At 55.2% G+C, this 12,828-nt stretch carries 11 protein-coding genes; 6 read left to right on the forward strand and 5 right to left on the reverse strand.

Going from position 1 to position 12,828, the window contains the following annotated elements; genetic code table 11:
• Positions 1 to 8: 8 nt before the first annotated feature.
• Complete coding sequence (ansA, locus tag EDF78_RS15960) at positions 9 to 1,022, reverse strand: asparaginase (protein ID WP_095921882.1); 1,014 nt, start codon at positions 1,020 to 1,022, stop codon at positions 9 to 11.
• Between the two features lie 148 nt (positions 1,023 to 1,170).
• The gene (gene sppA, locus EDF78_RS15965) at positions 1,171 to 3,024 is read right to left on the reverse strand and encodes a signal peptide peptidase SppA (protein ID WP_095921883.1); all 1,854 of its coding nucleotides are present in this window, start codon (positions 3,022 to 3,024) and stop codon (positions 1,171 to 1,173) included.
• Positions 3,025 to 3,203: 179 nt separating this feature from the next.
• On the opposite strand from sppA, the gene EDF78_RS15970 reads away from it, so the two are divergent.
• The 3 genes from EDF78_RS15970 to EDF78_RS15980 all read left to right on the forward strand — a co-directional run bounded on the left by EDF78_RS15970 (position 3,204) and on the right by EDF78_RS15980 (position 6,236).
• A complete protein-coding gene (locus tag EDF78_RS15970; protein ID WP_095921884.1) occupies positions 3,204 to 3,755 on the forward strand; it encodes an NAD(P)H nitroreductase in 552 nt (183 codons plus the stop codon).
• Between the two features lie 224 nt (positions 3,756 to 3,979).
• A complete protein-coding gene (locus EDF78_RS15975; RefSeq protein WP_166654464.1) occupies positions 3,980 to 5,944 on the forward strand; it encodes a DNA topoisomerase III in 1,965 nt (654 codons plus the stop codon).
• On the forward strand, positions 5,922 to 6,236 hold the full coding sequence (locus tag EDF78_RS15980) for a DUF1496 domain-containing protein (RefSeq protein ID WP_119827168.1): 315 nt from the start codon (positions 5,922 to 5,924) through the stop codon (positions 6,234 to 6,236). Before EDF78_RS15975 ends, EDF78_RS15980 begins: the two co-directional genes overlap by 23 nt.
• A gap of 69 nt (positions 6,237 to 6,305) precedes the next feature.
• Here EDF78_RS15980 and EDF78_RS15985 read toward each other — a convergent pair whose 3' ends face one another.
• Together EDF78_RS15985 and xthA are read right to left on the reverse strand one after the other, a co-directional pair.
• Entirely contained in the window at positions 6,306 to 6,719 is a 414-nt protein-coding gene (locus EDF78_RS15985; protein WP_119827166.1) for a pyrimidine (deoxy)nucleoside triphosphate diphosphatase, read from the reverse strand.
• Positions 6,719 to 7,528, reverse strand: a complete 810-nt coding sequence (gene xthA / locus EDF78_RS15990) for an exodeoxyribonuclease III (protein ID WP_095921887.1) — start codon at positions 7,526 to 7,528, stop codon at positions 6,719 to 6,721. The genes EDF78_RS15985 and xthA overlap by 1 nt, the downstream gene beginning before the upstream one ends.
• 255 nt (positions 7,529 to 7,783) lie before the next feature.
• On the opposite strand from xthA, the gene tyrR reads away from it, so the two are divergent.
• Positions 7,784 to 9,358, forward strand: a complete 1,575-nt coding sequence (gene tyrR / locus EDF78_RS15995) for a transcriptional regulator TyrR (RefSeq protein ID WP_095925130.1) — start codon at positions 7,784 to 7,786, stop codon at positions 9,356 to 9,358.
• An 84-nt stretch (positions 9,359 to 9,442) separates the two neighbouring features.
• On the opposite strand, the gene tpx is transcribed toward tyrR, so the two are convergent.
• Positions 9,443 to 9,946, reverse strand: a complete 504-nt coding sequence (gene tpx, locus EDF78_RS16000; protein WP_095921888.1) for a thiol peroxidase — start codon at positions 9,944 to 9,946, stop codon at positions 9,443 to 9,445.
• 118 nt (positions 9,947 to 10,064) lie between these two features.
• On the opposite strand from tpx, the gene ycjG reads away from it, so the two are divergent.
• Both ycjG and EDF78_RS16010 read left to right on the forward strand, forming a co-directional pair.
• Complete coding sequence (gene ycjG / locus EDF78_RS16005) at positions 10,065 to 11,042, forward strand: L-Ala-D/L-Glu epimerase (RefSeq protein WP_133823463.1); 978 nt, start codon at positions 10,065 to 10,067, stop codon at positions 11,040 to 11,042.
• A 144-nt stretch (positions 11,043 to 11,186) separates the two neighbouring features.
• The gene (locus EDF78_RS16010) at positions 11,187 to 12,821 is read left to right on the forward strand and encodes an ABC transporter substrate-binding protein (protein WP_095921890.1); all 1,635 of its coding nucleotides are present in this window, start codon (positions 11,187 to 11,189) and stop codon (positions 12,819 to 12,821) included.
• Positions 12,822 to 12,828: the final 7 nt, after the last annotated feature.

Raw genomic sequence — 12,828 nt, forward strand, 5'->3', positions numbered from 1 at the left:
CCCCTTATTTATTCGGTCAGTTCGCCACGCAGGTTTTGCTGCATCAGTTCGCGGATTTCTTCCGGCGTATGTGACTGGCTGAGCAGGTAATGCAGCTTGGTCAGCGCCGCTTCCACGGTCATATCAAAGCCGCTGATCACGCCGGAATGTGCGAGGGCGTTACCGGTGGCATACCCCCCCATATTGACGCGCCCTGAAATGCATTGTGTCAGGTTAACCACCACAATGCCGCGCTCTGAGGCGTCTTTCAGCACTTTCAGCAGATCACCTTTTTGAGGTGCGTTGCCGACGCCGTAGGAGCGCAGGATCAGCGCTTTCACCGGCTGCATCAGGAAATTCTGTACCACTTCGGCAGAAATGCCCGGATAAATCGTCACCACGCCGATAGGTTGCGGCGTGATGTGATGCACTTTCAGTTTAGCGGCAGGGACTTCCGGCAGTGATGGCGTGGAAAGACGGCGGATGTGGATCCCGGCTTCCAGCAGCGGCGAGAGGTTCGGTGAGGCAAAGGCATCGAAACCATCGGCGTGTGCTTTAGTGCTGCGGTTGCCGCGATACAGACGGTTGTTGAAGAACAGGGTGACTTCGTTGACCGGATGATTAGCCGCGATATACAGCGAGTTCAGCAGGTTGATTTGTCCGTCAGAACGCAGGGCTTCGAGCGGAATCTGTGACCCTGTCACAATAACCGGCTTGCTCAGGTTTTCAAGCATAAAAGAGAGTGCGGAGGCGGTAAACGCCATGGTGTCCGTACCATGCAGGATGACGAAACCGTCGTACTCGTCGTAATGCGCCTGAATATCGTCGGCAATGTGTTGCCAGTCTTCCGGCGTCATGTCAGAGGAATCCATCAGTGGCGCGTATTCTTTGATGGTGAATTCAGGCATCTCAGGGCGGTGGAATTCAGGCATCAGCGCCAGCTGGCGCTGCAAATGGCCGGAAACCGGAATGTAACCCTGTTCAGAACGCTGCATACCAATGGTGCCGCCGGTATAGGCAACGTAAATAGATTTTTTAGTCATTAAAGATGTTCTTTTTTTAGAAAGGTGAAAGCCACTGCGCTAAGTATAAAGGCTTATCTGCAGGTGTCCCACCCTAAAAAAGCCCGACGTTCTCAGCGAGAAGCGTCGGGCTGTGCATTCCGGTGAATCTTTATGCCAAATCGGGATGTTACTTCACGTCACCACAGGTCAGGCAAAGTGCGTAACGGTTTTGCGGATCGTTCATGTTGCTGAACAGGTCGGCCTGTGATTTCAGCGCCATCGCCATCTTGCTGACTGGCTCAGGCAAATAGGCCTGAATCGCCGCTGGCAACATCGCATGAACAGACGCGCTCACTTGCGAGAACAGCAGATCAGCCAGACCGGGTTCGCTGACATACCAGTTCAGTTGCCATTTTGGCAGTTTCGCCAGATCCGCCGCTTTCTTCACCGCGTCATCGAAATCGCCCAGTTCATCCACCAGACCGTTGGCTTTGGCGTCAGAGCCGAGCCACACATGCCCCTGTGCAATCTGATCAATCTGTTCAGGCGTTTTATGACGGGAATCCGCCACCAGACCGAGGAAGGTTTTATAACCGTTCTCAATGTTCAGCTGCATCATCTGGGAGAACTCCGGCGGCAGCGCTTTGGTGGACGCAATATCCGCCAGCGGTGACGTCGCCACACCGTCGGTATGCACACCGGCGTAATCCAGCGTGTTCTGGTAAGTGTTGATCACGCCGAAGATACCGATGGAGCCGGTGAGGGTGCTCGGGCTGGCGATGATGTAGTTAGCTGGCGTGGAGATCCAGTAACCGCCGGAAGCCGCCATGCCGCCCATAGAAACCACCACCGGTTTGCCTGCGGCTTTGGCCGCAGCCAGTTCAGAGCGGATCACTTCAGATGCGCTGACGCTGCCGCCAGGGCTGTTGACGCGCAGGACAATCGCTTTCACCTTCGGATCCAGACGGGCCTCACGAATTTGCTGTGCCGTGGTGTCGCCACCGACTGCACCCGGCTGTTCTTCACCGTCGTTGATTGCGCCCGTCGCGAAGATCACGGCGATTTGCGGATCGTTATTGTCCGGTTTTGGTTTCGGCGAGTAATCGTAAATGCTGGTGTAATTAAAGTCTTTGGTGGTTTTGTTCCAGCCAAAGGCTTTCACCATCTCGTTGTCCGCTTCGGTGCGTGATGCCAGCGCATCCACCAGTTTGGTTTTCAGCGCGTATTGCGCCATATCGCCACCGGTGGCCTGCATACCGGCCAGCACGCCCGCCGCGCCCGGGAACAACTGTTCAGGGGTGATCTGACGGTTAGCGGAAACGGTATTGAGATAGTTGGTCCACAATCCGCCAATCCAGCGGCTGTCAGCTTCGCGTGCGGCAGGGGACATATCATCACGGATCAACGGTTCTACGGCGGATTTATAGGTACCTACGCGGAAGATATTGGTGGTGACTTTCAGCTTATCCAGCAACGATTTGTAATAGAGATTATTCGTGGCAAAACCGTGCAGATCGACCGCGCCCTGTGGCGACAGATAGATTTTATTGGCATAGCTGGCCAGATAGTATTGCGACTGATTATAGCTGTCGCCGATGGCATACACCGGTTTGCCTGCGTCGCGGAATTCGCGCAGTGCTTTGCCGATATATTGCATGGATGACTGGTCAGTACCGGTGAAATCGGTCAGTTGCAACACGATACCGGTGACGTCTTTATCGTCTTTCGCGGCACGGATCGTATCGACTAAATCAAACAGCGAGTTTTCCTGCAAACGGCTGCTTGAGGTGCCAAGCAATTCGCGGCCCCACTGACGGACTTTATTATTGACCGACGGTTTGTCGACCACGGAACCACTGAGATCAACCAGCAGCGCACCTTTGGTCGTTTCTACCGGTTTGTCCTGCACGGCGTACCAGATGCCGACACCGGCCAGAATAATCAGAATAAGAAATACGTTGAGAATAAATTCTCTGACGAAATTAAGAAGACGCCAGGTCCACTTAAAAAAACCGGCGATAATTCGCCACAATGTGCGCATGGTCTCTCCAACAAGACGGATAAGTCCCGCTATCCTAATGACCTGCCGGAAAAATGTCAGCTTTAAATCATGTCAGGATTTGGCAGTGATGCATTATCTGAAAGCCATGTGTACGTTGGAAAAAGGCGTTACGCTTATGTTAACGTAATCCAAATAGCCCTTATTCTCAGGAGAACATCATGGATGCTTTGGACTTATTACTTAACCGCCGTTCTGCTTCCCGTCTGGCTGCTCCTGCACCGGCGGGCGAAGCGCTGCAAAACATCATTCATGCCGGTATGCGCGCGCCGGATCATGGGGCATTACAGCCGTGGCGGTTCGTGATTGCTGAAAACGACGGCCTGACCCGTTTCAGTGAAGTGCTGCGTGCAGCGGCCATTAAAGACGGCGCGGATGAAAAAGCCATTGAAAAGGCCACGCAGGCGCCATTACGTGCGCCACAAATCATTACCGTGATTGCCACCTGCAAAGACAGCCCGAAAGTGCCGCAGTGGGAGCAACTGCTGTCTGCCGGATGTGCGGTTCACGCCATGCAGATGGCCGCGCTGGCGCAGGGCTTTAACGGCATCTGGCGCACCGGCGCATGGACCGACCATGCGGATGTGCGCAAGGCATTCAAATGCGGTGAAAACGACAAAATCGTCGGATTTCTCTACCTCGGCACGCCACAGCTGAAAGCCAGCCTGCAGGTGATCCCGGCCGACAGCACACCTTTCGTCAGCCACCTCTAAATCCTGGCGGCGCATTTATTAACCGGTTTTAATCGGCGTTTTCCGATTAAACCGGTTTTTTGCTGCCATAATGAGCGACTGCTGTCTCAGAAGCTTCTAACCGTCTTACTAATTACGCCGCCAGCGGCTAACATAGCCCCCTCTGCATGATGAGGACGTAGTGAAATGAAGGATGGGACAATGGAAATCTCTGTAGCGATCACACCGCAAACGGGTGCATGTTGATGCGTCTGTTCATTGCCGAAAAACCCAGCCTTGCCCGCGCCATCGCGGATGTCCTGCCGAAACCTCATCGTCGCGGCGACGGTTATATTGCCTGTGGCAACGATCAGGTGGTGACCTGGTGCGTCGGTCACTTACTCGAACAGGCGCAGCCCGACGCCTACGACAGCCGCTTTGCGCGCTGGTCGCTGGCCGATCTGCCGATCATTCCGGAAAAGTGGCAACTTCAGCCGCGCTCTTCTGTCGCCAAACAACTCAACGTCATCAAACGTTTGCTGCTCGAAGCGACGCAGGTCGTCCACGCCGGTGACCCGGATCGCGAAGGGCAACTTCTGGTAGATGAAGTGCTCGATTACCTCGAACTGACGCCGGAAAAACGGCAGGCGACCCAACGCTGCCTGATTAACGATCTTAACCCGCAGGCCGTGGAACGTGCCATTGACCGCCTGCGTGACAACCGCGACTTTATTCCGCTGTGTGTGTCGGCGCTGGCCCGTGCCCGCGCCGACTGGCTGTACGGCATCAACATGACCCGCGCCTACACCATTCTCGGGCGTAATGCCGGTTACAACGGCGTGCTGTCCGTTGGCCGCGTGCAAACGCCGGTGCTCGGGCTGGTGGTGCGACGTGATGAAGACATCGAAAACTTCATCCCGAAAGATTTCTTTGAAGTGAAAGCGCATATCGTGACGCCTGCCGAAGAGCGTTTTGTGGCGCTGTGGCAGCCGAGTGATTCCTGCGAGCCGTATCAGGATGAAGAAGGGCGTTTGCTGCACCGTCCGCTGGCCGATCATGTGGTGGCGCGCATTGCCGGACAACCGGCGATGGTCACCGGCTATAATGATAAACGTGAGAACGACATCGCGCCGCTGCCGTTTTCGCTCTCCACTTTGCAGATTGAAGGTTCGAAAGCCTTTGGTTTCAGCGCCCAGCAGATCCTCGATATCTGCCAGAAATTATACGAAACGCACAAATTGATTACGTATCCGCGTTCGGATAGCCGATACCTGCCAGAGGAGCATTTTGCCGGGCGTCATGCCGTCATCAACGCCATCGGCGTTCACCGGCCTGATCTGATGCCGCAACCGGTGGTGGATACCGATATACGCAACCGGTGCTGGGACGACAAAAAGGTGGATGCGCACCATGCGATTATCCCGACGGCGCGCAGCAGCAACGTCAACCTGACCGACGATGAACGCAAGATCTATGGTCTGGTGGCGCGACAATATCTGATGCAATTCTGCCCTGATGCGGTTTACCGCAAATGCGTGATCGACCTGGATATCGCGGGCGGTAAATTTATCGCCAAGGCGCGTTTTCTGGCCGAAGCGGGCTGGCGCACTTTACTGGGCAGTAAAGAACGCGACGAGGAAAACGAAGGCACGCCGCTGCCGGTGGTCGCCAAAGGTGACGAACTGCTGTGCGAACGCGGGGAAGTGGTTGAACGTCAGACTCAGCCGCCACGGCCTTTTACTGACGCCACATTGCTTTCAGCCATGACCGGTATTGCGCGTTTTGTGCAGGATAAAGAGTTGAAAAAAATTCTGCGCGCGACCGACGGGCTGGGTACGGAGGCCACACGTGCCGGGATTATCGAGTTGCTGTTCCGCCGCGAATTTTTGTACAAAAAAGGGCGCTACATTCATTCCAGCGACACCGGCCGCGCGCTGATCCATTCGCTGCCGGACATTGCCGCGCGCCCTGATATGACCGCTGACTGGGAATCCACGCTGACGCGTATCAGTGAAAAGAGCTGCCGTTATCAGGACTTTATGCAACCGCTGGTCGCCACGTTGCAGAATCTCATCATACAGGCCAAAACGAACCGCGTGTCTTCGGCTTTCCGCAGCCTGCCTTCCAAACCGGCGGGGGGCGCAGCGAAAAGCAAAAGCGCCCCTAAACGACGCAAAGCGAGCACCAAAGGGAAGGAAGCAAACAGTGATGAAAAACGTATTGATGAATAACCTGCTGATGGCATTGCTGGCAGGCTGCGCGCTGCTGGCGGTACCGGCCATGGCGAACCGCAGCAATATTGGCAACGGTGCGGATGTCGTGGTGCCGTTGCCGCCGCAGATCTGGGAGAACAGCGGCAACAACAATAACAGCGCGCCGACCTGCCACAATTGCTGTATCTACAACAACCAGAGTTACAGCGAGGGGGCGGTGGTCACCGCTGACAGCGTGGTATTACAGTGCTCACGCGATCCGAATGTGGTGGGTACCAATGAACTCAAATGGGAAGTGTTAAAGAAATAACGCTTTCTGAAACGTGACTGAAACGTGAAAAGAAAGGCGCGGAACGGGAAACCTTCCGCGCCTTTTTATTTACCGCGAGGATGACGGGGTGGATTTCGTCAGATACGCATTGATCAGCGGAATATCTGCCGGAGCCAGTTCAAACGAACGCACCTCATCCGGCGAAACCCAGCAGTATTCTGAGTGACACTGTAACGTTATCACGCCGCTGAAGCCGCTGACCCGCCAGCCATGCAAACGGATTAACCGCGCCGGTTGCTGCATCACGCTGGTGGCGATGAACTCTTCCACCGTCGCCGTAATGCCCATTTCTTCCTGCAACTCGCGCACCAGTGCGGCGGGCTGAGTTTCTCCGGCTTCGACTTTTCCGCCGGGAAATTCCCACAAACCGGCCTGATCGCCGGACGCATCCCGACGGGCGAGCAGCAATTTGCCTTCCCGCTCGATCAGGGCGGCGACCACGTCAATCGTCTTCATGGTCATTATTTCAGGTCGAACGTTGCCCAGATTGGCGCATGATCAGAAGGCTTTTCCATGGCGCGGATATCGTAATCAATACCGGTTGCGGTACAGCGCGCGGCCAGCGGTGTGCTTGCCATGATCAGATCGATACGCAGACCCCGGTTTTCATCAAAGCCGCGTGAACGGTAATCAAACCACGAGAATTTATCGGCAGTTTCAGGATTCGCGGCGCGGAAGGTGTCGATCAGACCCCAGCCTTTCAGGCGATCCATCCATTCACGTTCTTCCGGCAGGAAAGAACATTTGCCGGTGCGCAGCCAGCGTTTACGGCTGTCTTCGCCGATACCGATATCCAGATCCGTCGGGCTGATATTCACATCGCCCATCACCACGACCGGATTACTCACGGACAAACTTGTAGTCAGATACTCCTGCAAATCGCGATAAAACTTCTCTTTGGCCGGGAACTTGGTCGGATGGTCGCGGCTTTCGCCCTGCGGGAAGTAGCCGTTGATCACCGTCAGAATGCCCTGCGGTGTCTCGATATCGGTCATGATGATCCGGCGCTGAGACTCTTCGTCATCACCCGGGAAACCACGGCGTACAGCCACCGGTTCCTGCTTCGTCAGCATGGCAACGCCGTAATGGCCTTTCTGGCCGTGATAAAACACGTGATAACCGTGCTGGCTGACTTCTTCCAGCGGGAACATGTCGTCATGCACCTTGGTTTCCTGCAAACCAATTACGTCAGGCTGGTGCTGTTCGATAATGGCGGCAAGCTGATGCGGACGTGCGCGCAATCCGTTGATATTAAAGGAGACGAACTTCATAGTCGGGAACCATTTGGCGATGAAATCAGAAGGGCGATAGTAGCAGAAAAAGGGCGAAGTGAGAAACCGGCATCCGCCTGTTGCGGCCAGCAGAAATCACTGTGACAGCGCAAGGCATGCAGGATCATCATGACAGCCGGATATCTGCCAGCGAATTATTTTGTCAACTTTTCGTGACAGTCTCTTCTTCCGGTGTACATGAAAGAGTATTATGCCTGCAGCGATTTCCGCACCGGCAGAAAAAGGTCAACACTGATGCGTCTGGAAGTTTTTTGCGAAGACCGCCTGGGTCTCACCCGTGAACTCCTCGATTTACTGGTTTTACGCAGTATTGATTTACGCGGGATCGAGATTGCCTCGATCGGCCGCATTTACCTGAATTTTTCCCAACTGGATTTTGATACTTTTCGCGCCCTGATGGCTGAAATCCGCCGTATCGATGGCGTGACCGATGTCCGTACCGTGTCTTTCCTGCCTTCCGAACGGGAGCATCGCGCACTGCGCGCGTTACTGGTTTCCATGCCGGAACCGGTTTTTTCCATTGATATGAAAGGCAAAGTCGAGCAGGCCAACCCGGCCGCGCTGGCATTGTTTGAACTCGATGAAGACAAAATCCGCAATGTAACCGCGGCCAGCTTGATCACCGGTTACAACGTCACGCGCTGGCTGGAAAGCGGCAACGCGCAACCGCATACCGAGCGCATTGTGATCCGCAGTCAGGATTTCCTGATGGATCTCACGCCGATCCGCATTGATAACGAAGACCAGCAAGGCGAAATCGCCGGTGCCGTGGTGATGCTGAAATCGGCGGCCCGTATGGGACGTCAGTTGCAGGATCTGACGGTGAACGATGACAGCGAGTTTGACCACATCGTGGCGGTCAGCACGAAAATGCGTCATGTGCTGGATCAGGCGCGTAAACTCGCCATGCTGGATGCGCCGCTGTTGATTGTCGGCGACACCGGCACCGGGAAAGATTTGCTGGCTCATGCCTGCCATCTGCGCAGCGCACGCGGTAAAAAGCCGTTCCTCGGCCTCAACTGTGCGTCACTGCCGGATGACGTGGTGGAAAGTGAACTGTTCGGCTATGCCGCAGGGGCCTATCCGAATGCCCTTGAGGGCAAAAAAGGCTTCTTCGAACAGGCTAACGGCGGTTCGGTGCTGCTTGATGAAATCGGTGAGATGTCGCCGAGAATGCAGATCAAACTGCTGCGCTTCCTCAATGACGGCACTTTCCGTCGCGTGGGTGAAGAGCATGAAGTGAAAGTGGATGTCCGGGTGATGTGCGCCACGCAGAAAAATCTGGTGGAACTGGTGCAGCGCGGTGAATTCCGTGAAGACTTGTATTACCGCCTGAATGTGCTGAGCCTGACACTGCCGCCGCTGCGTGACCGCCCTGCGGATGTGATGCCGCTGACCGAATTGTTTGTGGCGCGCTTCTCTGATGAACAGGGCATGCCGCGTCCGAAACTGTCCCCGCAACTGGCGAATTACCTGACGCATTACGGCTGGCCGGGCAACGTCCGTCAGCTGAAAAACGCCATTTATCGTGCACTGACGCAACTGGAAGGCGGCGAGCTACGTCCGCAGGATATCGTGCTGCCGGACTTCGACGCCGAAGTGACGATAGGTGAAGAAGCGCTAAACGGCTCGCTGGACGACATCAGCAAACGTTTCGAACGCTCGGTGCTGACCCGTCTTTACCGCACTTATCCAAGTACGCGTAAACTGGCGAAACGTCTGGGCGTGTCGCATACGGCTATCGCCAACAAACTGCGCGAATACGGTCTCAGCAGCCGTCGCGGTGAAACGGGTGAAAGCGAAGAATAATTCGCGTCTCAGGAAGAGCGCCCAATAAAAAAGCAACGGACTCAGCCGTTGCTTTTTTTTCATCTGCTGTCTGCTAAGAAGGAATTACTTCAGCACAGCCAGGGCAGATTCATAGTCAGGCTCGGTGGTGATTTCGTTCACCAGTTCGCTGTACAACACGTTGTCCTGACCATCCAGAACCACTACCGCACGGGCAGTCAGACCGGACAACGCGCCGTCGGTGATGCCCACGCCGTATTCAGATTTGAAATCACCGCCACGCAAGGTGGAGAGGGTGATCACGTTAGATAACCCTTCCGCGCCGCAGAAACGTGACTGGGCGAAAGGCAGATCAGAAGAGATGCACAGCACAACGGTGTTGTCGATTTCGCCTGCCAGCTGGTTGAATTTACGCACGGACGTGGCGCAAACGCCGGTATCAATGCTTGGGAAAATGTTCAGGACTTTACGTTTACCCGCAAAGCTGCTCAGGCTGACATCAGAAAGGTCTTTAGCGACCAGGCTGAAAGGCTTGGCCACGTCGCCTTTCTGAGGGATCTTGCCTGCAACGCTCACCGGGTTGCTCTGAAAGTGTACTGTCTGGGTCATGATTATTTCCTATTTCCATTGGAGTCAAACGGCTTTCAGTTTAGGGTAACATTTGTAGGTTGGATATATAATAATTGCTAAATAGTTGTATCCATTATGCATAACAAAAGGAACTGCTATGAGAAGTGTTCGCTTTTATCCGGAAGCCTGGCCGTTACATACGCCGTTTGTTATTTCCCGTGGCAGCCGCACCGAAGCGCGGGTGGTGGCGGTCGAAATTGAAGAAAATGGCATCCGTGGCGTCGGAGAATGCACGCCGTATCCACGTTATGACGAAAGTGAAACCTCAGTCATGGCGCAGATCGCCAGTGTGGTGACTGCGGTCGAACAGGGCGCCAGCCGCGAACAATTGCAACACTTACTCCCGGCGGGCGCTGCCCGTAATGCGCTGGACTGCGCGCTGTGGAATCTTGAATCCCAGACCCTTGGTCTGAATTTATGGCAACTGACCGGCACTGAACCGCTGCCTTCCATCAGCATGGCGCAAACCGTGAGCATCGGATCGCCGGAAGCCATGGCGCAAGCGGCGCTGGCCCTCCAGCAGCAGGGCGCGACGCTGCTGAAAATCAAACTCGATGACCGTCTGATTGCTGAACGGCTGGTGGCGGTGCGCGCCGCCGTGCCGAACGCCTCGCTGATTGTCGATGCCAATGAAGCCTGGCAAAGCGACGGACTGGTGGCGCGCTGTCAGCTGCTGGCAGATCTCGGCATCCTGATGCTGGAACAGCCGCTGCCCGCCGGTGAAGATTCGGCGCTGGAAAACTTTATCCATCCGCTGCCCATTTGCGCTGACGAAAGCTGCCATACCGTGGAAGGGCTGCCGGCACTGAAAAACCGCTATGACATGATCAACATTAAGCTGGATAAAACCGGCGGCCTGACCGGAGCATTGGCGCTGGCCGACGCCGCACGTGAGCAGGGGTTTGAGATCATGCTTGGCTGCATGTTATGCACTTCGCGGGCGGTTCGCGCCGCCTTACCGCTGACGGCGGGCGCGAAGTTTATTGATCTCGATGGCCCGACCTGGCTGGCGCAGGATGTGGATCCCGCCCTGAAATTCCATTGCGGCGGCATCGACATCGCCGGTTCAGCCTGATTTCACCCGGCATTTTTTCGTCAATTCCTGCGGTTTTGTGCGCGAAGGCAAATCTGGAATGATTTCTTATAGGGGATTATTCCCGATAATGATAAAACTCCTGAATGTTTCAGGGCGTAGCCCTTTGTCTGTTCAGGAGAATTTATGCCGCAGGGAAAATCATTTCCGCTTTTATCCTCTTCCTTATGCGCTGCGCTGGTCGCGCTGACTGCCGGTCAGGCCTTCGCTGCGCAGGTGCCGGCCGGTACGCAACTCGCCGCCAGACAGGAAATTGTCCGCCATATCAAAGATGAACCCGCTTCACTGGATCCGGCAAAAGTGGTCGGCCTGCCGGAAGCGCAGGTCGCGCGTGACCTGTTCGAAGGGCTGGTGAATCAGGATGCCAGCGGCAAAAGTATTCCGGGCGTGGCCGAAAGCTGGCAAAACCAGAACAATCAGGTATTCCTGTTCACGATACGCAAAGACGCCAGATGGTCGAATGGCGATCCGGTCACGGCGCAGGATTTCGTTTACAGCTGGCAGCGTCTGGTCGATCCGAAAGGCTCGTCCTCCGGCGCGTGGTTTGCCGGGCTGGCGGGCATTTCCAATGCCGACGCTATCATCGCCGGTAAAATGCCGGTGGATAAACTGGGCGTCACCGCCGTCAGCCCGACATTGCTGCGGGTGACACTGGATAAACCGGTGCCTTATTTTGTCAGCCTGCTGGCGAATTTCAGTCTGTTTCCGGTGCATCAGGCCACCGTGGAAAAATACGGTAACGACTGGACCAAACCGGGCAATCTGGTGGGTAACGGCGCGTATGTGCTGAAAGATCGCGTGGTCAACGAAAAACTGGTGCTGGAACCCAATCCTCACTACTGGGATCACGCCCGCACGGTGCTGACCAAAGTCACTTTCGTGCCGATCAACAAAGAGTCGAATGCGACGAAACGCTATCTGGCCGATGATATCGATATCACCGAGTCATTCCCGAAAGATCAGTACCAAAAGCTGCTGCGCGATCTGCCGGGGCAGGTGTTTACACCCTATCAGCTTGGCACGTACTACTACGCCTTCAATACCCGCCGCGCACCGACCGACGATGCGCGCGTGCGTCAGGCGCTTTCCCTGAGTATCGACCGTAAAATCATCGCGGAAAAAGTGCTGGGCACCGGTGAAAAACCGGCGTGGCGTTTCACGCCGGACGTGACCAATGGCTTCAAACCGACCGAAAGTGAGCTGCAACAGTATTCGCAGGAAGAGCTGAATGCGCAGGCGAAAAGCCTGCTGGCGGCGGCGGGTTACGGCCCGGCGAAACCACTGCGACTGACGCTGCTGTACAACACCTCAGAAAGCCATCAGAAAATCGCTATTGCAGTGGCCTCGATGTGGAAAAAGACGCTGGGTGCGGAAGTGAAACTGGTGAATCAGGAATGGAAAACCTATATCGACAGCCGCAACACCGGCAATTTTGATGTGATCCGCGCCTCGTGGATCGGCGATTACAATGAAGCCTCTACCTTCCTGTCACTGCTGACTTCCACCCATAACGGCAACATCAGCAAGTTCAGCAACGCGGAATACGACAAAGTGATCAGCGATGCCAGCCGGGAAACCAGCGACGCCCGTCGTAATGATGACTACAACAAAGCCGAGCAGATTATCGCCGGTCAGGCACCGATTGCGCCGATTTATCAGTACACCAACGGACGTCTGATTAAACCCTGGGTGAAAGGCTATCCGATCACCAATCCGGAAGACGTGGCTTACAGCCAGGAAATGTACATCATTAAACACTGATCTCACT

Source organism: Rahnella sp. BIGb0236 (assembly GCF_004364755.1).
Taxonomy (GTDB): domain Bacteria; phylum Pseudomonadota; class Gammaproteobacteria; order Enterobacterales; family Enterobacteriaceae; genus Rahnella; species Rahnella victoriana.